Origin of the sequence: Streptomyces sp. NBC_00503 (assembly GCF_036346895.1) — a bacterium.
Lineage (GTDB): Bacteria > Actinomycetota > Actinomycetes > Streptomycetales > Streptomycetaceae > Streptomyces.
This window is the reverse complement of sequence record NZ_CP107855.1, coordinates 2,150,205-2,171,239: the sequence shown is the minus strand read 5'-3', so window position 1 is coordinate 2,171,239 and position 21,035 is coordinate 2,150,205. Positions and strand designations below refer to the sequence as shown.

Sequence of the window (21,035 nt, the reverse complement as noted above, 5' to 3'; positions counted from 1 at the left end):
CCCTCTCTCCCCACCGGAGGCCCCCACCGTGACCAAGACGCCGTTCACGCACCTGCACGTCCACACTCAGTACTCCCTGCTGGACGGTGCCGCGCGGCTGAAGGACATGTTCAACGCGTGCAATGAGATGGGCATGACGCACATCGCCATGTCCGACCACGGCAACCTGCACGGGGCCTATGACTTCTTCCACACCGCGAAGAAGGCCGGAGTCACGCCGATCATCGGCATCGAGGCGTACGTCGCCCCGGAGTCCCGGCGCAACAAGCGGCGCATCCAGTGGGGCCAGCCCCACCAGAAGCGCGACGACGTGTCCGGTTCCGGTGGTTACACCCACAAGACGATCTGGGCGGCGAACTCCACCGGGCTGCACAACCTCTTCCGGCTGTCCTCCGACGCGTACGCCGAGGGCTGGCTGACCAAGTGGCCGCGGATGGACCGGGAGACCATCTCCCAGTGGTCGGAGGGGCTGATCGCCTCCACCGGCTGCCCCTCCGGCGAGCTCCAGACCAGGCTGCGTCTCGGCCAGTTCGACGAGGCCCTGAAGGCCGCGTCGGAGTACCAGGACATCTTCGGCAAGGACCGGTACTTCCTGGAGCTGATGGACCACGGCATCGAGATCGAGCGCCGGGTCCGCGACGGGCTGCTGGAGGTCGGCAAGAAGCTCGGCATCCCGCCGCTGGTGACGAACGACTCGCACTACACGTACGCGCACGAGTCGACCGCGCACGACGCCCTGCTGTGCATCCAGACCGGCAAGAACCTCTCCGACCCGGACCGCTTCCGCTTCGACGGCACCGGCTACTACCTGAAGTCCACGGAGGAGATGTACGCCGTCGACTCCTCGGACGCCTGGCAGGAGGGCTGCCGCAACACCCTCCTGGTGGCCGAGCAGATCGACACCACCGGCATGTTCGAGGCCAAGAACCTCATGCCGAAGTTCGAGATCCCCGAAGAGGGCTACACCGAGATCACCTGGTTCAAGGAGGAAGTGCGGCGCGGCATGAACCGCCGCTACCCGGGAGGGGTCCCCGACGACCGGCAGAAGCAGGCCGACTACGAGCTGGACGTCATCATCCAGATGGGGTTCCCGGGCTACTTCCTCGTCGTCGCCGACTTCATCATGTGGGCCAAGAACCAGGGCATCGCGGTCGGCCCCGGCCGTGGCTCCGCCGCCGGCTCGATCGTCGCGTACGCCATGGGCATCACCGACCTCGACCCGATCACCCACGGTCTGATCTTCGAGCGGTTCCTGAACCCCGAGCGCGTCTCCATGCCCGATGTCGACATCGACTTCGACGAGCGCAGGCGCGTCGAGGTGATCCGCTACGTGACCGACAAGTACGGCGACGACAAGGTCGCCATGATCGGTACGTACGGAAAGATCAAGGCGAAGAACGCCATCAAGGACTCGGCCCGGGTCCTCGGCTACCCCTACGCCATGGGCGACCGGCTCACCAAGGCGATGCCCGCCGACGTCCTCGGCAAGGGCATCGACCTCAACGGCATCACCGACCCCTCGCACCCGCGCTACGGCGAGGCCGGCGAGATCCGGGCGATGTACGAGAACGAGCCGGACGTCAAGAAGGTCATCGACACCGCCCGCGGCGTCGAGGGCCTGGTCCGCCAGATGGGCGTGCACGCGGCCGGCGTGATCATGTCCAGCGAGCCGATCGTCGACCACGCCCCGGTCTGGGTGCGGCACACGGACGGCGTGACCATCACGCAGTGGGACTACCCGCAGTGCGAGTCCCTCGGCCTGATCAAGATGGACTTCCTCGGCCTGCGCAACCTCACGATCATGGACGACGCCGTCAAGATGGTGAAGGCCAACAAGGGGATCGACCTCGATCTCCTCGGCCTGCCGCTCGACGACCCCAAGACCTTCGAACTGCTCGGGCGCGGCGACACGCTCGGCGTCTTCCAGTTCGACGGCGGGCCCATGCGCTCCCTGCTGCGCCTGATGAAGCCCGACAACTTCGAGGACATCTCCGCCGTCTCGGCCCTGTACCGGCCGGGCCCGATGGGCATGAACTCGCACACCAACTACGCCCTGCGCAAGAACCTCCAGCAGGAGATCACCCCGATCCACCCGGAGCTGGAGGAGCCCCTCAGGGAGATCCTCGGCGTCACCTACGGCCTCATCGTGTACCAGGAGCAGGTGCAGAAGGCCGCCCAGATCATCGCCGGGTACTCGCTCGGCGAGGCCGACATCCTGCGCCGCGTGATGGGCAAGAAGAAGCCGGACGAGCTCGCGAAGAACTTCGTGATCTTCGAGGCGGGAGCCAAGGAGAAGGGCTTCAGCGACCAGGCGATCAAGGCCCTGTGGGACGTCCTGGTCCCCTTCGCCGGCTACGCCTTCAACAAGGCGCACTCGGCCGCGTACGGCCTGGTCTCCTACTGGACCGCCTACCTCAAGGCCAACTTCCCGGCCGAGTACATGGCGGGCCTGCTCACCTCGGTCAAGGACGACAAGGACAAGTCCGCGATCTACCTGAACGAGTGCCGCCGGATGGGCATCAAGGTGCTCCCGCCGAACGTCAACGAGTCGGAGCCCAACTTCGCCGCCCAGGGCGACGACGTGATCCTCTTCGGCCTCACCGCCGTGCGCAACGTCGGCCAGAACGTCGTCGAGTCGATCATCAAGACCAGGAAGGCCAAGGGGAAGTACTCCACCTTCCCCGACTTCCTGGACAAGGTCGAAGCCGTCGTCTGCAACAAGCGCACCGTCGAATCACTGATCAAGGCCGGCGCCTTCGACGAGATGGGCCACACCCGCAAGGGCCTGGTCGCCCACCACGAACCGATGATCGACAACGTGGTCGCGGTCAAGCGCAAGGAGGCCGAGGGGCAGTTCGACCTCTTCGGCGCAATGGGCGACGAGGACGCCGGCGACGAGCCGGGCTTCGGCCTCGACGTCGAGTTCTCCGACGTCGAGTGGGAGAAGGCCTACCTGCTCGCCCAGGAGCGCGAGATGCTCGGCCTGTACGTCTCCGACCACCCGCTCTTCGGCCTCGAGCACGTCCTCTCCGACAAGACCGACGCCGGAATCTCCCAGCTCACCGGCGGGGAGCACGGCGACGGCGCGGTCGTCACCATCGGCGGCATCATCTCGGGCCTCCAGCGCAAGATGACCAAGCAGGGCAACGCCTGGGCCATCGCCACCGTCGAGGACCTGGCCGGCTCCATCGAGTGCATGTTCTTCCCCGCGACCTACCAGCTCGTCTCCACCCAGCTGGTCGAGGACACGGTGGTCTTCGTCAAGGGCCGCCTGGACAAGCGCGAGGACGTCCCCCGGCTGGTCGCCATGGAGATGATGGTCCCCGACCTGTCCAACGCCGGGACCAACGCCCCCGTCGTCCTCACCATCCCGACCGTCAAGGTCACCCCGCCGATGGTGACCCGGCTGGGTGAGATCCTGCGCCACCACCACGGCAACAGCGAGGTGCGGATCAAGCTCCAGGGGCCGCGCACCACCACCGTGCTCCGCCTCGACAAGCACCGGGTCAAGCCCGACCCCGCGCTCTTCGGCGACCTCAAGGTGCTCCTCGGGCCGTCCTGCCTGGCCGGATAGCCGCAGCGGCACCACGACGCAAGGAAGGGCCCGCCCCGGTCGACCGGGGCGGGCCCTTCTCATGTCCGCACGGAGGCGTCAGTTGTGGCCGAAGCGCTTCTGCTTGCTCTTGTGCGCCATGTCCAGCGGCGACGGCGAAGGAGACGGCGACGAGGACATCGACTCGGACGAGGACTCCGTCTTCGCCGGATCCTGCGAGGAGCGGGCCTGCTGCTTCTGCGGCTGCTTCTGGTTCTTGTTCTTGGCCATGGGGGAACCTCCGTGAGGGTCTAGGGGCCAGGACCGCCTTCACACTCACACAGCGCCGTAAACGGCGCATTTTGGATCATTACCGCGCGTAGTCGAGGCTCCCGCCGCGCACGTCTGAGAGATACGCCACGCCGATGATCGAGTTCCGGCCGTCAAGGCCCGTGCCGTCGGGCAGACTCGGGGAAACTCAGAGGACCCCCAGGGAAGAGGGTGGTACGCGTGGACCGCTGCGTCGTCCTGGTGGACGCCGGCTATCTGCTGGGCGCCGCCGCGAGCCTTCTCGCGGGAGAACCCTCCCGCTCCCGCATCACCGTCGACCATGCGGCGCTCATCCAGGGACTGCGCGAGCGGGCCGAAGCCGACACCGAACAGCCGCTGCTACGGATCTACTGGTTCGACGGTGCACCCGACCGGGTGCCCCAGCCCGAGCACCGCAGGCTGCGCGTCATGCCCCGCGTCACCGTCCGCCTCGGCGCCCTGACCCGCAGCGACGGCCGGTGGGCGCAGAAGGGCGTCGACGCCGCCATGCACGCCGAGCTCACCGAGCTCGCCCGCAACCGCGCCTGCTCGGACGTCGTACTCGTCACCGGCGACGGGGACCTGCTGCCCGGCCTGATGTCCGCCAAGGAACACGGGGTCGCCGTCCACCTGTGGGCCGTCCAGGCCGCCGACGGCGACTACAACCAGTCCGAGGACCTCGTCGCCGAAGCCGACGAACGCCGCGTCCTGGACCGTACGTGGATCACCCGGGCCGTCCGCGCCCGCGACCTCACCGGCCTGTGCGCACCGGCGCCCGCGCCGCGCCCCGAAATCGCCGCCATCCTCTCGGCGCCCCTGCCCGAAGCGGCCCTCGCCGAAGCCGCGCGCGGCAACGGCAGCCGGTCCGAGACCTCCGCGGAGCCCGAGGAGGGCGGCGTACCCGGCCCGGCCTCGCCCGCCACCGCGAACGGCCGGACCGTCCCGACCCCCAAGGACCTCGCGGGCGCCCTGCGCGCCCCAGGCTCCCCGGCCCCCGCCCCCGCGGCCGCCGCGGCGGGCGGCGCGCCCCCGGCCGGCAGCGCCCTGCGCTGGTCCTCCGACAAGGGCTGGATCGACCGGGCCGGGCCCCTCGGCGAGCCCGCCGAAACCGCCTCGCTGCCCACCCTCGCCCAGCTCACCTCCGCCGAGCAGCGCTGGGCGGACCGCGAGGAGGACATCACCACCGTCGGCGGCGACCCCTTCGAGGTCGGCCAGGTCTTCGCCCGGCGCTGGATGGAACGGCTCCCCGAGACCGTCCACCTGCAGAAGCTCGCCACCATGTACCCGCGGATCCCGCACCGGATCGACGGAGAACTGCTGCGCTACGCCGCCCGCTTCGGGCTCCTCGCCCACAAGGACGACCAGATCGACGAGCACGACCGCTACGCCATCCGGGCCGGGTTCTGGCGCGAGATCGACGTACGGGCGGCCGCCGAACACGTGGCTGCCGCCGGTGCGCCGCCCGTCGTGGTCCCCCAGGCCCCCGCGGCCCCCGCGACGGCCACGGCCTCCGTCGCGGTGGCCCCGGCAGCCGAGTAGGGGCGCGAACCCCGTAGGCTGCTCCCTCGTGAGAACGGGCACAGCACAGGCTGAAACGGGCACGGCAACGGCCGCGGGAGTGGCCTCCGACGTGGTCTGCGCGGTGCGTGACCTGGTCAAGACGTACCCCGCGGTGCGCGGACGGCGCGGGGCCCCGGCCCTTCCCGAGACCCGCGCCACCGACGGGATCTCCCTGGACGTCCGGCGCGGCGAGATCTTCGGCCTGCTCGGCCCCAACGGCGCCGGCAAGTCCACCCTGGTCCGCCAGCTCACCGGGCTGATGCGGCCCGACGCCGGTTCGGTGACCCTGCTCGGCCACGACCTCGTACGCCACCCCGAACGGGCGTCCCGGCTGCTCGCCTACCTCGGGCAGGAATCCACCGCCCTCGACGAGCTCACCGTGTCGCTGGCCGCCGAGACCACCGGCCGGCTGCGCGGACTCGGGCTGCGCGAGGCGCGGGCCGAGCGGGACTCCGTCCTGGAAGAGCTCGGGCTGACCGAGATCGCCGGACGGCCCCTGAAGAAGCTCTCCGGCGGACAGCGGCGCCTGGCCTGCTTCGCCGCCGCACTGGTGGGGGAGCGGCCCGTACTGGTCCTCGACGAACCCACCACCGGCATGGACCCCGTGGCCCGGCGGGCCGTCTGGGCCGCCGTCGACCGGCGCCGCGCGCAGAGCGGAGCCACCGTGCTGCTCGTCACCCACAACGTCATCGAGGCCGAAACGGTCCTCGACCGGGTCGCCGTCATCGACCAGGGCCGGGTCATCGCCTGCGACACCCCGGCCGGACTCAAGGCCCAGGTCTCCGACGAGGTCCGCCTGGAACTCGTCTGGCGCGAGTCCGCTCCGCTGGGTTTCCCGGAGGTCGCGGCGCTGCGCGAGCGCGCGGTCGAGACGGGGCGGCGCTGGGTGCTGCGGCTCGGGCCCGACGATGCGCGGGCCGCAGTGGCCGCGGTGACCGGCGGCCCGGCCTTCGCCGCGCTCGACGACTTCACACTGGCCACGCCGAGCCTGGAGGACGTGTACCTCGCGCTGGGCGGGAAATCGAAAGGGCTGGTGAAGTCGTGAGTGAACGTCTGGCAGGCACTGTCGCGCCACTCGGGGCCGTGCAGATGGCGGGCGCGCCCGCACGGGCCGTGCCGACTGCTGCCGCACCCGCCACGGCCGGACAGGGCGTTGCCCCGCCGAGCGCGATCCAACAGCACGCCGCCGCGCCGCTGGCTCCGCGCGCCCGGTTCTTCCCGGCGCTCGCCGCCGTCTACCGGGCGCAGCTGTCCCGGGCGCGGGTCTCGCGCATCCCGCTGCTGTTCGTGGCCACCTTCCAGTCCGTCGGAATCATGATCCTGATGCGGGGCGTGGTCGACGGGGGCTCCGAGGCGCGGGCCGTGGTCGCCGGCTCCTCCGTGCTCGTCGTGGCCTTCGTCGCGCTGAACCTGCTCGCGCAGTACTTCGGACAGCTCAGGGCGAGCGGCGGGCTCGACCACTACGCCACCCTGCCGGTGCCGCCCGCCTCGGTGGTGCTCGGCGCTGCCGCCGCGTACGCCTCCTTCACCCTGCCGGGCACCCTGGTGACGGCCGTCTTCGGATGCGTGCTCTTCGGGCTGCCGATGAGCGGACTGTGGATCCTGGCGGCCGTGGTGCCGCTGGCCGGGGCCGCGCTCGCCGGGCTCGGCGCGGCGCTGGGACTGCTCGCGCCCCGGCAGGAGCTGGCCACCCTGGCCGGGCAGCTCGGGATGTCCGCGGCCCTGCTGCTGGGGGTGCTGCCGCCCGAGCGGATGCCGGACGTCATCGTGTGGGCGCGGGACCTGCTGCCGTCCACGTACGGGGTGGAGGCCTTCGCCCGTACCTTCGAGCCGCACCCCGACTGGGCGGCGGTCCTCCTCGACCTCGGAGTCTGCGCGGCCGTGGGCGTCCTGTCCCTGGCGATCGCCACCTGGGCGTACCGGCGGGCGGCGGTCCGCTGACGCCGGCTCCGGCCTTACCTGGCACGATGTGGGGGTGACCGAAGCCGTGACCTCTCATGAACAGCCCGACGAGCCGCCGCTTCCGTCGGCTTCGCCCTCGCCGGAGCAGGCGCCCGTACTCTCGACTTCGCCCTCGGCCGAGCGGGTGGTTTCCCCGGCCGACATCCGCGACGGGGCCGCCATCGCCCTCGCGGTGGGTGTGACCGGTGTGCTGCTCGGGCTGCTGTGGGCGTGGCTGGCGCCGCGCGTGCAGTACGTCTCGAACGGCGAGGCGGTGTTCCTCCGGGACACCGAGAGCGAGGCGCGGATCGGGGCCGACGCGACGTTCTTCCTGCTGGCGCTCGGATTCGGCGTGCTCAGCGCCGTGGCGGTCTTCCTGTGGCGCCGGCGCGGGGGAGTGCCGCAGGTCGTCGGGCTCGTCCTCGGCTCGGCCTTCGCCGCGGTGGCCGGCTGGCGGCTCGGCCTGTGGCTGGGCCCGTCCACGGACCTGGTGGGCGTCGCCCGGAAGGCGGGGAAGGGAGTCCCCTTCGACGCACCGCTGGAGCTCATGGCACACGGGGCGCTGCTCGCGTGGCCGATGGCCGCGGTGATCGTCCACCTGGCGCTGATGGCGCTGTGGGGGCCGCGGGAGGTGGTGGCCGGACCGCTGTCCTGGCCGTCCTATTACCAGGGCCCTGCCGACGCCGTCCCGGCCGATGCGACTCCGGCCGCCGCTCCGGACCTCCGTCCGGGCCCGTCCGCCGCGGAGCCGCCGCGCCCGTAGCCGGGGGCGGGGTGCGGCCCTGCGGGGCTGGTCCCCTACCCGCCCTTCCACCGTTCCCCGGGCTCTGCCCGGACCCGGTCCTCAAACGCCGGACGGGCTGGAATATGCCGCGCAGCGGCAAATCCAGCCCCGCCGGCGTTTGAGGCGCGGGGGTCCGGGGGCTGGTCCCCGGGAACGGCGGCGCGGCCGACTACGCGCGGGCGATCGGGGCCAGGGTGGCCGCCGTCAGGGTGGTCAACGCCGAAGGGGCAAGCTCGACCTCCAGGCCCCGGCGGCCCGCCGAGACGCAGATCGTGGCCAGGGCGGAAGCCGACGTGTCCAGGACCGTGCGGAGGCTTCGGCGCTGGCCCAGGGGGGAGATGCCGCCCAGGACGTAGCCCGTGGTGCGTTCCGCCAGGGCCGGGTCGGCCATCGCCGCGCGCTTTCCGCCGACCGCGGCGGCCAGCGCCTTGAGGTCGAGGCTGCCCGAGACCGGGACCACGGCCACCACGAGGGAGCCGTCCACGTCCGCCAGCAGGGTTTTGAAGACCTGGGACGGGGAGACGCCGAGGGCCTGCGCGGCCTCTTCGCCGTAGGACGGGTGGGACGGGTCGTGCTCGTACGCGTGGATCTTGAAATCGGCGCCCGCGGCGGTCAGGGCCATGATCGCCGGGGTGCCGGCCGGTGCCGGCTTCTTCTTCGCCATCAGGTCGCCATCAGTTCGGGCTCGTCGGCGCGCGTGTCAGGTCGACCGCCGGGAGCGAGGGGAGGTGGCGGATGACGGCCGTCTCCGCGCGCAGGAGTTTCAGCTCCTCCGCGAGGCGGGTGGCGATGTCCGGGGCCTGGAGCAGCCGCTGCTTCGCCGGGATGTCCAGTACCGCCGCCGCCGCGACCAGGTACGAGACCACCGACGGCTCGTCGGGGAGCTCCGTACTGGTCAGGGACCGCTCGCGGGCTCCCGCGAGCCGCTTCTGGTAGTTGCGGAAGGCGCGCAGGACCCCTTCGGCCAGGGCTCCGGCTCCCTCGCCCGCGTCCTCGGGGAGCTCTTCGAGCTCCGCCGTCAGGTACGGGCCGGTCGCGTCGACCGAGAGGAGGCGGACCCGGACGGTGCCCGTGGCCATGACCTCGAAGCTGCCGTCCTCGCGCTCCCGGATCGAGGCCGCGTCCGCGATGCAGCCCACCCGGTGGAACGCCTGGATGGGGTCCGCACCGAAGCCGGCGGCCGGGCCGCGCTCGGGCAGGGCGGTCTGGTCCGGCAGGCCCGGGGCGGTGGGGGCGACCTCCCGGCCGTCGCGGATCGCGACGACCGCGAAACGGCGCGGCTCGTCCTCGCCCGCCTTCAGCAGTTCGCGCATCATGGCGCGATAACGCTCCTCGAAGATGTTCAGCGGGAGGACGAGTCCCGGGAACAGCACCGAGTTCAAGGGGAAGAGGGGCAGGCGAACGGTGGTCACGAGGCACAGGGTAATGGCCGGAAGGGCGGGGCCGTCACCCTCGCCTCAGCAGCCGGGACGCGCCCGCCGCCACCGTCGTGGCCAGGATCCAGCCCAGTATCACCAGCGCCGCCGCGAGCCACTGCCAGCCGCCCTTGAGATTCCACTGGTCCTGCTGGCCGAGGTCGATCACGGGGAGCAGCAGGTCCAGGGCGAACAGCGAGGGGTTCCATTCGGGGTGCTCGTCCGCCTTGATCGGCGCGGGAGCGTCGTGCCAGGAGAAGAGCAGGGCCCCCGCCGCCCACAGGACGGCCATCCACAGGGCGGCCCGGCCTGGCCGGTACCCGTAGACCACCAGCCAGTCCTGGAAGTACCCCCACGCCCGCAGGGCCGGTGGCAGGGTCGTGCGCCTGCGCCGCTGTTTGGCCAGCAGCACCTCGCGGGCGTCCGCGTCCTCCCCCGAGGCGCGCAGCACGGCGGCGAGGCGCTCGTACGGTTCGGGCGAGTACTCGGGGGTGGCCGCCTCGACCCACTCCAGGCGGCGGGTGAGCGGGAAGTGCCCCCGGGGCGCGAGGTTCTCGTAGTCGAACCCTTCCAGGGAGACCCGGCCCGGGCCCGGCCAGCTGGTGACCATGTCGACGAGCTTGACCACCTTCGACCCCGACACCACCACCCGCCCCTGCTCCGGCCGCTCGCCCACGAAGCGCAGTTCCGGGGTGTGGATCCGGCGCAGCGACACCTCCTGGTCGGCGGTCAGGAGGAAGCGGGCGCCGTAGAAGTCGACGGCGTCGCCGAACCGGCCGTCGTCCAGGCGCAGGCCGCCCTGGCATTCGAACCGCTGCGCGCGCTGGCCCCGTGCGGGGGTCTGGCCGATCCCGTACGGGGGAGTGGAGGAGGGGTCGAAGTCCCCGGTCGTGGCGTCCAGGGCGATCGAGGTCAGGTAGAGGGTGCGCTCGACGGTGAGCTGCGGGGCGTTCAGCGCGCGCCGCCCGTACGGGTTGGACAGCCGGGCCCCGCGCAGGTTCATCGACACGCCGACCTTGGCCCCGCGCAGGCTGACCTCCCCGTACGTGCGCAGCAGCTCGCCCTGGAAGTCCTGCGCGACCGACATCCCGTCGGCCGCCATGGCCCGCCCCTTGTTGTCCCGCTGCACCACGGCCTCGCTGATCAGCAGGTCGGTGCCGATCTGCGCGTCGGTCAGCCGGATGCCGCGCGCCACCCGGCTGCGCCGCAGGTGCAGGTCGCCCTCGGTGTGCAGGCGGGCCGCGTCCACCCGGGGTATCGCACAGTTCACCAGGCGCAGCGTGCCGAAGCGGGCCTCGGAGAGCTGGATCTCCCCGTCGAAGCGGCAGGACTGGAGTTCCACGTACGGGGCGATCGTGCCGCCGGAGAGGTCGAGACGGCCGGTGATGCGTACGCCGCGCAGCTTCAGGGAGGCCACCCGGCCCGGTACCGGGCCCGGCCCGTGGAGCAGCAGCAGCGCCACGATCTGGGCGCGGACGCTCCGCTCGGGACCCCAGGCGGTGTCGGCGTGCGGGTCGTCGCGGTCGGCGGTGCGGGCGCTGAGATCGCATACGCTGCCCGTGCGGTACGCGCTCCACATGCGCTGTTCCGGGTCGGTGAGATCGGGCGGTTCCCCGTCCGGACGTGCTTCGGCCATGGCGGCCCCCCTCCGCAGGCGCGATGCATGTCACCGCGTGTACGTGCACGCTAAGCGGCCGCTGTGACATCCGGGAACGTCCGTGGCGTGTATCAGCCAGTGATACGGACGAACGGTGGCGCGAGGCGGTCTGAGAGAATTGGAACGTGATCTCTCGTATCGACCTGCGCGGTGACACCCTCCCCGAGGGTGGCGCCCTGCGCGATCTGCTGCCCCGTGCCGAGTTCGACGTGGAAGCCGCCCTGGAGAAGGTGCGGCCCATCTGCGAGGACGTCCATCATCGTGGGACCGCGGCGCTGATCGAGTACGCGCAGAAGTTCGACGGAGTGACCCTTTCCCAGATCAGGGTCCCCGTCGAGGCGATCGATGCCGCCCTCGCGGGGCTCGACCCGGCCGTCCGCGCCGCACTCGAGGAGTCGATCCGGCGCGCCCGGATCGTGCACCGCAACCAGCGCCGCACCGAGCACACCACCCAAGTGGTCCCCGGTGGAACGGTGACCGAGAAGTGGGTTCCGGTGGAGCGCGTGGGGCTGTACGCCCCGGGCGGCCGCTCGGTGTACCCGTCCTCGGTCGTCATGAACGTCGTACCGGCCCAGGAGGCGGGCGTCGAGTCGATCGCGCTGGCCTCCCCGCCGCAGGCCGAGTTCGACGGCCTGCCGCACCCGACGATCCTCGCCGCGTGCGCCCTGCTCGGCGTGGACGAGGTGTACGCCGCCGGCGGCGCCCAGGCCGTCGCGATGTTCGCGTACGGCACCGAGGAGTGCCTGCCCGCGAACATGGTGACCGGCCCCGGCAACATCTGGGTCGCCGCCGCCAAGCGCTACTTCACCGGGAAGATCGGCATCGACACCGAGGCCGGCCCGACCGAGATCGCCGTCCTCGCCGACTCCACGGCCGACCCGGTGCACGTCGCCGCCGACCTGATCAGCCAGGCCGAGCACGACCCGCTGGCCGCCGCCGTACTGGTGACGGACTCCGAGGAGCTCGCGGCCGCCGTCGAGAAGGAGCTGGAGCCGCAGGTCGCGGCCACCAAGCACATCGAGGACCGGATCAAGCCCGCGCTCGCCGGCCGCCAGTCCGCGGTCGTGCTGGTCGACTCCCTCGAGGACGGGCTCAAGGTCGTCGACGCGTACGGCGCCGAGCACCTGGAGATCCAGACCGCCGACGCGGCGGCCTGGGCCGCCCGTGTGCGCAACGCCGGCGCGATCTTCGTCGGCCCCTGGTCCCCGGTCTCGCTCGGCGACTACTGCGCCGGATCGAACCACGTGCTGCCCACCGGCGGCTGCGCCTGCCACTCCTCGGGCCTGTCCGTGCAGTCCTTCCTGCGCGGGATCCACATCGTCGACTACACGCGGGACGCCCTCGCCGAAGTCACCCACCACGTGGTGACGCTCGCCGAGGCGGAGGACCTGCCCGCGCACGGCGCGGCTCTCAAGGCACGATTCGGGTGGAAGGTTCCGCAGGCATGACCCGCACCATCGGTATTGACGACCTCCCCATCCGGGACGAACTGCGCGGCCAGACCCCCTACGGGGCCCCGCAGCTCGACGTCCCCGTCCAGCTCAACACCAACGAGAACCCGTACGGGCTGCCCGAGGCGCTCGTCGCCCGCATCGCCGAGCGCGTTGCCGAGGCGGCCCGCACCCTCAACCGGTACCCCGACCGGGACGCGATCGAGCTGCGCACCGAGCTGGCCGCCTACCTCACCCGGACCGGCAAGCACCCGGTAGCCCGGGAGAACGTCTGGGCCGCCAACGGCTCCAACGAGGTGCTCCAGCAGCTGCTCCAGACCTTCGGAGGCCCCGGCCGCACCGCGATCGGCTTCGAGCCCTCGTACTCGATGCACGCGCTGATCGCCCGCGGCACCGGGACCGACTGGATCTCCGGCCCGCGCAACGAGGACTTCACCATCGATGTGGAGGCGGCCGAGCGGGCCATCGCCGAGCACGCCCCCGACGTCGTCTTCATCACCTCGCCCAACAACCCCACGGGCACCGCGGTCGGAGCGGAGACGGTCCTCGCGCTGTACGAGGCCGCGCAGGCGGCCAAGCCGTCCCTGGTCGTGGTCGACGAGGCCTACGTGGAGTTCAGCCACCGGGACTCGCTGCTGCCGCTGATCGAGGGCCGCCCCAACCTGGTGGTCTCCCGGACCATGTCCAAGGCCTTCGGCGCGGCCGGACTGCGCCTGGGCTACCTGGCCGCGCACCCCGCCGTGGTCGACGCCGTGCAGCTCGTACGCCTGCCGTACCACCTGTCGGCCGTCACCCAGGCGACCGCGCTGGCCGCCCTGGAGTACACCGACACCCTGCTCGGCTACGTCGAGCAGCTCAAGGCCGAGCGTGACCGCCTGGTCATCGAGCTGCGGGCGATCGGCTTCGAGGTCACCGACTCCGACTCGAACTTCGTACAGTTCGGCCGGTTCGAGGACTCCCACACCGCCTGGCAGAAGATCCTCGACCAGGGCGTCCTGGTCCGGGACAACGGCGTACCGGGCTGGCTGCGGGTCACCGCGGGCACCCCGGCCGAGAACGACGCGTTCCTGGAAGCGGTTCGCGCACTGAAGAAGGAGCAGCACGCATGAGCCGCATCGGACGGGTCGAACGGACCACCAAGGAGACCTCGGTCCTCGTCGAGATAAACCTCGACGGCACCGGCAAGGTCGACGTCTCGACGGGCGTGGGCTTCTACGACCACATGCTCGACCAGCTCGGCCGCCACGGCCTCTTCGACCTCACGGTCAAGACCGAGGGCGACCTGCACATCGACAGCCACCACACCATCGAGGACAGCGCGCTCGCGCTCGGCGCCGCCTTCAAGCAGGCCCTCGGCGACAAGGTCGGCATCTACCGGTTCGGCAACTGCACCGTGCCGCTCGACGAGTCCCTCGCCCAGGTGACCGTCGACCTGTCCGGCCGCCCGTACCTCGTGCACACCGAGCCCGAGAACATGGCGCCGATGATCGGCAGCTACGACACGACGATGACCCGCCACATCTTCGAGTCCTTCGTCGCGCAGGCCCAGATCGCGCTGCACATCCACGTGCCGTACGGCCGCAACGCCCACCACATCGTGGAGTGCCAGTTCAAGGCCCTGGCCCGCGCACTGCGCTACGCCGCCGAGTTCGACACGCGCGCGGCCGGGATCCTGCCTTCCACGAAGGGCGCCCTCTAGCGTGAACGGGCTCAACTCCATCCTGATCTTCCTCGGCCTGTTCCTGGCCGGTGGCGCCTATTCATTCAAGAAGCAGAAGATCTCCACGTCCGTCGTCGTCCTGCTCGCCCTTGGCTCCGTGATGTGCCTGCTCGCGGGAGTGCTGCGGATCCAGGGGATTTGGGAGTGAGCGCTTTGACCCCCACCAAGAAGGTCGTCGTCTTCGACTACGGCTTCGGCAACGTCCGCTCCGCCGAGCGCGCCCTCGCGCGCGCAGGCGCGGACGTGGAGATCACCCGCGACTACGACAAGGCCATGGACGCCGACGGACTCCTCGTCCCCGGTGTCGGCGCCTTCTCGGCGTGCATGCAGGGCCTCAAGGACGCGCGCGGCGACTGGATCATCGGCCGCAGGCTCTCCGGCGGCCGCCCGGTCATGGGCATCTGCGTCGGCATGCAGATCCTCTTCGAGCGCGGCATCGAGCACGGCGTGGAGACCGAAGGCCTCGACGAGTGGCCCGGCACGGTCGGCCCGCTCAAGGCCCCGATCGTCCCCCACATGGGCTGGAACACCGTGGAAGCCCCGGCGGACAGCCAGGCCTTCGCGGGCCTCGACGAGGACGCCCGGTTCTACTTCGTGCACTCCTACGCGGCCCACGACTGGACCCTGGAAGTCACCAACCCGCTGATCAAGGCACCCAAGGTCACCTGGGCCACGCACGGCGAGCGGTTCGTCGCGGCGGTGGAGAACGGGGCCCTGTGGGCCACCCAGTTCCACCCCGAGAAGTCCGGGGACGCCGGCGCCCAGCTCCTCACCAACTGGATCGAGACCCTGTGATGACGACCCAGAAGAAGCTCGAACTGCTTCCCGCGGTGGACGTGCGCGACGGCCAGGCCGTCCGCCTCGTCCACGGCGTGTCCGGCAGCGAGACCTCCTACGGCTCCCCGCTCCAGGCCGCCCTCGCCTGGCAGGCCGCCGGCGCCGAATGGCTGCACCTGGTCGACCTGGACGCCGCCTTCGGCACCGGGGACAACCGCGCGCTCGTCGCCGAGATCACCGGCGCCATGGACATCAAGGTCGAGCTGTCCGGCGGCATCCGCGACGACGCCTCGCTCGCCGCGGCCCTCGCCACCGGCTGCACCCGCGTCAACCTGGGCACCGCCGTCCTGGAGACCCCCGAGTGGGCCGCCAAGGCCATCGCCGAGCACGGCGACAAGATCGCCATCGGCCTCGACGTGCGCGGCACCACCCTCAAGGGCCGCGGCTGGACCAGCGAGGGCGGGGACCTCTACGAGACCCTCGCGCGCCTGGACTCCGAGGGCTGCGCCCGGTACGTCGTCACCGACATCGGCAAGGACGGCACCCTCACCGGTCCCAACCTGGAGCTGCTGAAGAACGTCTGCGCCGCCACCGACCGGCCCGTCGTCGCCTCCGGCGGCATCTCCTCCCTCGAGGACCTGCGCGCGCTGGCCGCCCTGGTCGGGGACGGGGTCGAGGGCGCGATCGTAGGCAAGGCCCTGTACGCCAAGGCGTTCACGCTCGAAGAAGCCCTGAAGGTGGTATCCGCATGAGTTCCACGAACCCTTTCGAGGGTCGACGCATCTCCTCCGGCGGCGCCTACGAGGACGTACTCGGCTACTCCCGCGCCGTCCAGCTCCCCAACGGGCTGGTCCTGGTCTCCGGCTGCACCGGAGCCGACGCGGGCGGCCCGTACGACCAGACGAAGAAGGCCTTCTCCGTGGCCTTCAACGCGCTGGAGCAGGCCGGACTCGGCCCCGAGCACGTGGTCCGCACCCGGCTCTACCTCACGCACGCCCGTGACGTGGACGAGGTCGGCCGCGCCCACAGCGAGCTCTTCGACAAGATCCGCCCCGCCTCGACGCTGATCATCGTCAACGGGTTCGTCGACCCGAGCATGGTCGTCGAGGTGGAGGTCGAGGCCTTCGGCCCCGTCGCCGGAGGCTCCGCATGACGCTCTCCGTACGGGTGATCCCCTGCCTGGACGTGGACAACGGCCGGGTGGTCAAGGGAGTCAACTTCCAGAACCTGCGCGACGCCGGCGACCCCGTCGAGATGGCCAAGCTCTACGACGCCGAAGGCGCCGACGAGCTGACCTTCCTCGACATCACCGCCTCCTCCGGGAACCGCGAGACCACCTACGACGTGGTGCGCCGCACCGCCGAGCAGGTGTTCATCCCGCTGACCGTGGGCGGCGGCGTGCGCACCGCCGACGACGTGGACAAGCTGCTGCGGGCCGGCGCCGACAAGGTCGGCGTGAACACCGCCGCCATCGCGCGGCCCGAGCTCATCCAGGAGATCGCGGAACGCTTCGGCCGCCAGGTGCTGGTGCTGTCCGTCGACGCCCGCCGCACCGCCTCCGGCTCCTTCGAGGTGACCACCCACGGCGGCCGGCGGAGCGCCGGCATCGACGCCGTCGAGTGGGCCCACCGCGCGGCCGAACTGGGCGCCGGGGAAATCCTGTTGAACTCGATGGACGCGGACGGTACCAAGGACGGCTACGACACCGAGATGATCGCGGCCGTGCGCAAGCACGTCACGGTCCCGGTGATCGCCTCGGGCGGCGCGGGCAAGCTCGCGCACTTCCCGCCGGCGATCGCGGCGGGGGCCGACGCGGTCCTCGCGGCGTCCGTGTTCCACTTCGGCGACCTGCGCATCGGCCAGGTCAAGGACGTGCTGCGGGAGGCGGGCCACCCGGTCCGCTAGAGGTTCCACCTGGGGGCGGGTGCGGGTTGAGCGGGAACGACATCGGCGGGAGCACGGGGTCCGGGAGCGTCTGGCGGGACGCCAACGTCCTGCGCTGGCTCGCCGCCTACGGGGCTTCGCTCATCGGGGACGGGGTCTACTTCCTCTCCCTCGGCTGGACGGCGGCACAGACCGTCGGCCCGGCCGAGGTCGGGGTGGTCATGGCCGTCGGCGCGGTGCCGCGGGCCCTGCTGATGCTGGGCGGCGGAGTGGTCGCCGACCGCTTCGGCCCCCGGCTGGTGGTGATCTCCTCGGACGCCGTGCGCTGCGCGGTGATCCTGGCGCTGGCCGCCCTCGTCGCCCTGACCGCACCGGGCCTGTGGATCCTGGTCCTCGTGGCGCTCGTCTTCGGAGTCGTGGACGCGCTGTTCATGCCGGCCGTCGGCGCACTGCCGCCGCGGATCGCCGCGCCGGGGCAGCTGGTCCGGGTCCAGGGGCTGCGCAGCCTCGCCGAGCGCGTCGGGCACACCGCCGGGCCGCCGGTGGCCGGCCTGGCGATGGGCCTCGGTGGCCCGGCGGCGGCCTTCGGGGTGGCCTCGGCGCTGTTCGGGCTCTCGCTGGTGCTGCTGGTGGCGGTACGGATCTCCCCGCTCGGGGAGCCCTCGGGCCCGGCTCCGGCGTCTACGGCGTCTTCGGCGTCTACGGCGCCGCCCCGGGAGAGCCCCTGGAGCCAGCTCCGGTCGGGCCTCGGGTACATACGGGGGCACGGGCTGATAGGCCCCCTGGTGCTGTCCGGGGCGCTGAGTCAGCTGGGCACGTCCGCGCCGATGACGCTCGGGCTGATCCTGGTCGCGCAGGACCGCGGCTGGGGCGCGGGCGGGGTCGGCTGGATCGTCGGAGGCATGGGGGTGGGCGCGGCGGCGAGCGCGCTCCTGCTGACCCTGATCCCGCGGTTCCCCCGGGCCGGGGCGGTCCAGAACCTCACCCTGATCCTCGGCTCCGCCGGCATCGGCGGACTGGCCCTGGCGCCGAGCCTGCCGGTGGCGGTCGTGCTGGCCCTGCTGACGGGCCTGGTCTGCGGGATCTGCGGAGGCCTGGCGGTCGCCCTGATCCAGACGGCCACGGACCCCTCGTACCTGGGGCGGGTCAGCTCCGTGATGGCCTTCACGGCGGTCGGGCTGGCGCCGCTGGCGTATCCCGTCTTTGGCTTCGCGGCCGATCTGTGGGGCGTGACCCCGGTCTTCCTGGCGGGAGCCGCGGTGAGCATGGCGGGCGCGATTGTCGGGACCTCGGCCCCGGCCGTCCGCCGGGCGGAGCTGGCCTTCGCCTGATCCGTTGTGACGCGGCCCTGCGGGGCCGGGTTCGGCCGGCGTCAGATGCCCAGCTTCGCCACCGTCAGCTTCGCGATCGCTTCCTTCGGCCCGTCCAGTTCCACCGCGGCAGCGGCCTGGCGGCCGAACATGAACAGGGTCAGCTCTCCCGGCTCGCCCGTGACCGTGACCACCGGGGCGCCCTTGTGGGCCACCGCCGTCTGGCCGTTCGGGCGGCGCAGGACCAGGCCCACCGGGCAGCGGCGGCCCATCAGCCGGGCCAGTTTTTCCAGGCGGGACCAGAGGGAGTCGGAGAAGACCGGGTCCAGCGGACGCGGGGACCAGTCCGGCTGGGCGCGGCGGATGTCCTCGGCGTGGACGTAGAACTCCACCGCGTTGGCCGCCTCGTCGATCTGCTTCAGGGAGTAGAGGGACATCTTCGGCGGGCCGGTGCGGATCAGCTGCACGAGTTCCTCGTACGGCTTGGCCGCGTACTCCGCCATCGCCTGGTCCAGGCGGGCCTTGAGGACGTTCAGCAGGAGCCCGCCCGCCGCGTCCGGGCGGCGCTCGCGCACGACCACGTGCGCCGCGAGCTCCCGCGTCCGCCAGCCGTCGCACAGGGTCGGCGCCTCGGGCCCGGCCGACTCCAACAGGTCGGCCAGCAGCAGTCGTTCACGCTTCGCATGGGTAGACATGCGGGCCAGCCTACGGCCGGAACCCCTACCACGCCTGCCCATCAGGCGGACAGGGAGCCGTGATCCCCGCACCGGCCCGGCACAATGGGATCCATGAGTACGTCCTCCCTCGATCCCGCCATCGGCGCCCGCCTCAAGCGCTCCGCGGACGGTCTGGTCCCGGCCATCGCCCAGCAGTACGACACCGGTGAGGTGCTCATGCTCGGCTGGATGGACGACGAGGCCCTGCACCGCACCCTGACCACCGGCCGCTGCACGTACTGGTCGCGCAGCCGTCAGGAGTACTGGGTGAAGGGCGACACGTCCGGCCACTTCCAGCACGTGAAGTCCGTCGCCCTCGACTGCGACGCCGACACCCTGCTCGTCCAGGTGGACCAGGTCGGGGCGGCCTGCCACACCGGGGCCCGTACGTGCTTCGACGCCGACGTCCTGCCCCTGACCGGTCCCGCAGCTGAACAGCCGCAGCCGAAGAGGTAGGGTCCCACGCCATGGATCTTGAGACGTTCCGCAAGCTCGCGGCCGACCGCCGCGTCATCCCTGTCAGCCGCAAGCTGCTGGCGGACGGGGACACGCCCGTCGGGCTCTACCGCAAGCTGGCCGCCGAGCGCCCCGGGACGTTTCTCCTGGAGTCCGCCGAGAACGGCCGCTCCTGGTCGCGCTACTCCTTCGTCGGCGTCCGCAGCGCCTCCACCCTGACCGTCCGCGACGGCCAGGCCCACTGGATCGGCACCCCGCCCGTCGGCGTGCCCACCTCCGGCGACCCGCTGGACGCCCTGCGGCAGACCGTCGAGGCCCTGCACACCCCGCGCGACCTCTCCTCCACCCTGCCGCCCTTCACCGGCGGCATGGTCGGCTACCTCGGCTACGACATCGTGCGCCGGCTGGAGCGCATCGGCGAGCACACCGAGGACGACCTCCAGCTGCCCGAGCTGACCATGCTGCTCACCTCCGACCTGGCGGTCCTGGACCACTGGGACGGCACCGTCCTGCTCATCGCCAACGCGATCAACCACAACGACCTCGAAGCCGGCGTGGACGAGGCGTACGCGGACGCCGTCGCCCGCCTCGACGCGATGGAGGCCGACCTCGCACGGCCCGCCCCGTACACGCCGATGCCGCTGCCGGCCTCCGAAGTGCCCAGCTTTGAAGACGGCACAGTCTCGGTCCTGTGGGGCGGCGAGAAGTACCAGGCGGCCGTCGAGGACGTGAAGGAGCGGATCCGGGCCGGCGAGGCCTTCCAGGTGGTGCCCTCCCAGCGGTTCGAGACCCCCTGCAAGGCCTCCGCGCTCGACGTCTACCGGGTCCTGCGGGCCACCAACCCGTCCCCGTACATGTACCTCTTCCGCTTCGAGAACGGCTTCGACGTGGTCGGGTCCAGCCCCGAGGCGCTGGTCAAGGTCGAGGACGGCCGGGCCATGGTCCACCCCATCGCCGGCACCCGGCACCGCGGCGCCACCCCGCAGCTGGACAACGAGCTCGCCGACGAGCTGCTGGCCGACCCCAAGGAGCGCGCCGAGCACCTCATGCTCGTCGACCTGGGCCGCAACGACCTGGGCCGGGTCTGCGAGCCGGGCTCCGTCGAGGTCGTCGACTTCATGAGCATCGAGCGGTACTCGCACGTCATGCACATCGTCTCGACGGTGACGGGCCGCGTCGCCCCGGGCAAGACCGCCTTCGACGTCCTCACCGCCTGCTTCCCGGCCGGCACCCTGTCCGGCGCCCCCAAGCCGCGCGCCATGCAGATCATCGAGGAGCTGGAGCCCACCCGCCGCGGGCTCTACGGGGGCTGCGTCGGCTACCTCGACTTCGCCGGGGACTCCGACACCGCCATCGCCATCCGCACCGCGCTGCTGCGCGACGGCAAGGCGTACGTGCAGGCCGGAGCCGGGGTCGTCGCCGACTCGGTGCCCGAACTGGAGGACGCGGAGTGCCGCAACAAGGCCGCCGCGGTGCTGCGCGCGGTGGGAGCGGCGAACCGCCTCCACGGCGCGTGAGCCGGT

The 21,035-nt window shown here is 71.7% G+C and carries 21 protein-coding genes; 16 read left to right on the top strand and 5 right to left on the bottom strand.

Going from position 1 to position 21,035, the window contains the following annotated elements:
• The first annotated feature begins 28 nt into the window (after nucleotides 1-28).
• Nucleotides 29-3,574 carry a DNA polymerase III subunit alpha gene (gene dnaE / locus OG490_RS10145; RefSeq protein WP_330295950.1) on the top strand — a complete coding sequence of 1,182 codons (3,546 nt, stop codon included), beginning with the start codon at nucleotides 29-31 and terminating at the stop codon, nucleotides 3,572-3,574.
• 78 nt (nucleotides 3,575-3,652) lie between these two features.
• Here dnaE and OG490_RS10140 read toward each other — a convergent pair whose 3' ends face one another.
• Nucleotides 3,653-3,823: a hypothetical protein gene (locus tag OG490_RS10140; protein WP_330295949.1), complete on the bottom strand. Its 171-nt coding sequence runs from the start codon at nucleotides 3,821-3,823 to the stop codon at nucleotides 3,653-3,655.
• 210 nt (nucleotides 3,824-4,033) lie between these two features.
• Between OG490_RS10140 and OG490_RS10135 the strand changes: the two genes are divergently transcribed.
• Genes OG490_RS10135 through OG490_RS10120 form a run of 4 tightly spaced genes read left to right on the top strand, consistent with a single transcriptional unit; the run spans nucleotide 4,034 to nucleotide 8,105 of the window.
• Nucleotides 4,034-5,380, top strand: coding sequence for an NYN domain-containing protein (locus OG490_RS10135; RefSeq protein ID WP_330295948.1), 1,347 nt, complete (start codon nucleotides 4,034-4,036; stop codon nucleotides 5,378-5,380).
• 28 nt (nucleotides 5,381-5,408) lie between these two features.
• Nucleotides 5,409-6,446, top strand: coding sequence for an ABC transporter ATP-binding protein (locus tag OG490_RS10130; protein WP_443065780.1), 1,038 nt, complete (start codon nucleotides 5,409-5,411; stop codon nucleotides 6,444-6,446).
• Between the two features lie 44 nt (nucleotides 6,447-6,490).
• A complete protein-coding gene (locus OG490_RS10125; RefSeq protein WP_330300861.1) occupies nucleotides 6,491-7,342 on the top strand; it encodes an ABC transporter permease in 852 nt (283 codons plus the stop codon).
• 34 nt (nucleotides 7,343-7,376) lie between these two features.
• A complete protein-coding gene (locus OG490_RS10120) occupies nucleotides 7,377-8,105 on the top strand; it encodes a hypothetical protein (RefSeq protein WP_330295947.1) in 729 nt (242 codons plus the stop codon).
• A 190-nt stretch (nucleotides 8,106-8,295) separates the two neighbouring features.
• Here OG490_RS10120 and ybaK read toward each other — a convergent pair whose 3' ends face one another.
• The 3 genes from ybaK to OG490_RS10105 are packed head-to-tail and all read right to left on the bottom strand — an operon-like array spanning nucleotide 8,296 to nucleotide 11,177.
• A complete protein-coding gene (gene ybaK, locus OG490_RS10115; RefSeq protein ID WP_330295946.1) occupies nucleotides 8,296-8,790 on the bottom strand; it encodes a Cys-tRNA(Pro) deacylase in 495 nt (164 codons plus the stop codon).
• Between the two features lie 10 nt (nucleotides 8,791-8,800).
• Entirely contained in the window at nucleotides 8,801-9,538 is a 738-nt protein-coding gene (locus OG490_RS10110) for an LON peptidase substrate-binding domain-containing protein (protein WP_330295945.1), read from the bottom strand.
• A 34-nt stretch (nucleotides 9,539-9,572) separates the two neighbouring features.
• Nucleotides 9,573-11,177 (bottom strand): oxidoreductase, encoded by a 1,605-nt coding sequence (locus tag OG490_RS10105; RefSeq protein ID WP_330295944.1) that lies wholly within the window; start codon nucleotides 11,175-11,177, stop codon nucleotides 9,573-9,575.
• Nucleotides 11,178-11,323: 146 nt separating this feature from the next.
• Between OG490_RS10105 and hisD the strand changes: the two genes are divergently transcribed.
• Genes hisD through OG490_RS10060 form a run of 9 tightly spaced genes read left to right on the top strand, consistent with a single transcriptional unit; the run spans nucleotide 11,324 to nucleotide 18,361 of the window.
• Nucleotides 11,324-12,646: a histidinol dehydrogenase gene (hisD, locus tag OG490_RS10100; protein ID WP_330295943.1), complete on the top strand. Its 1,323-nt coding sequence runs from the start codon at nucleotides 11,324-11,326 to the stop codon at nucleotides 12,644-12,646.
• Nucleotides 12,643-13,758 carry a histidinol-phosphate transaminase gene (locus OG490_RS10095; protein WP_330295942.1) on the top strand — a complete coding sequence of 372 codons (1,116 nt, stop codon included), beginning with the start codon at nucleotides 12,643-12,645 and terminating at the stop codon, nucleotides 13,756-13,758. The genes hisD and OG490_RS10095 overlap by 4 nt, the downstream gene beginning before the upstream one ends.
• Nucleotides 13,755-14,348, top strand: coding sequence for an imidazoleglycerol-phosphate dehydratase HisB (gene hisB / locus OG490_RS10090; protein ID WP_243330267.1), 594 nt, complete (start codon nucleotides 13,755-13,757; stop codon nucleotides 14,346-14,348). The genes OG490_RS10095 and hisB overlap by 4 nt, the downstream gene beginning before the upstream one ends.
• Nucleotide 14,349: 1 nt before the next feature.
• Complete coding sequence (locus OG490_RS10085; RefSeq protein WP_330295941.1) at nucleotides 14,350-14,517, top strand: hypothetical protein; 168 nt, start codon at nucleotides 14,350-14,352, stop codon at nucleotides 14,515-14,517.
• A 5-nt stretch (nucleotides 14,518-14,522) separates the two neighbouring features.
• On the top strand, nucleotides 14,523-15,164 hold the full coding sequence (hisH, locus tag OG490_RS10080) for an imidazole glycerol phosphate synthase subunit HisH (RefSeq protein ID WP_330300860.1): 642 nt from the start codon (nucleotides 14,523-14,525) through the stop codon (nucleotides 15,162-15,164).
• Nucleotides 15,164-15,898, top strand: coding sequence for a bifunctional 1-(5-phosphoribosyl)-5-((5-phosphoribosylamino)methylideneamino)imidazole-4-carboxamide isomerase/phosphoribosylanthranilate isomerase PriA (gene priA, locus OG490_RS10075; RefSeq protein ID WP_330295940.1), 735 nt, complete (start codon nucleotides 15,164-15,166; stop codon nucleotides 15,896-15,898). Before hisH ends, priA begins: the two co-directional genes overlap by 1 nt.
• Entirely contained in the window at nucleotides 15,895-16,299 is a 405-nt protein-coding gene (locus tag OG490_RS10070) for a RidA family protein (RefSeq protein WP_330295939.1), read from the top strand. Before priA ends, OG490_RS10070 begins: the two co-directional genes overlap by 4 nt.
• Nucleotides 16,296-17,051: an imidazole glycerol phosphate synthase subunit HisF gene (gene hisF / locus OG490_RS10065; RefSeq protein ID WP_330295938.1), complete on the top strand. Its 756-nt coding sequence runs from the start codon at nucleotides 16,296-16,298 to the stop codon at nucleotides 17,049-17,051. Before OG490_RS10070 ends, hisF begins: the two co-directional genes overlap by 4 nt.
• Nucleotides 17,052-17,077: 26 nt before the next feature.
• A complete protein-coding gene (locus tag OG490_RS10060; protein WP_330295937.1) occupies nucleotides 17,078-18,361 on the top strand; it encodes an MFS transporter in 1,284 nt (427 codons plus the stop codon).
• Nucleotides 18,362-18,402: 41 nt separating this feature from the next.
• Here OG490_RS10060 and OG490_RS10055 read toward each other — a convergent pair whose 3' ends face one another.
• Entirely contained in the window at nucleotides 18,403-19,035 is a 633-nt protein-coding gene (locus OG490_RS10055; RefSeq protein WP_330295936.1) for a TIGR03085 family metal-binding protein, read from the bottom strand.
• A gap of 84 nt (nucleotides 19,036-19,119) precedes the next feature.
• Between OG490_RS10055 and hisI the strand changes: the two genes are divergently transcribed.
• Both hisI and OG490_RS10045 read left to right on the top strand, forming a co-directional pair.
• Entirely contained in the window at nucleotides 19,120-19,512 is a 393-nt protein-coding gene (gene hisI / locus OG490_RS10050; protein WP_330295935.1) for a phosphoribosyl-AMP cyclohydrolase, read from the top strand.
• Between the two features lie 11 nt (nucleotides 19,513-19,523).
• Complete coding sequence (locus OG490_RS10045) at nucleotides 19,524-21,029, top strand: anthranilate synthase component I (RefSeq protein WP_330295934.1); 1,506 nt, start codon at nucleotides 19,524-19,526, stop codon at nucleotides 21,027-21,029.
• Nucleotides 21,030-21,035: the final 6 nt, after the last annotated feature.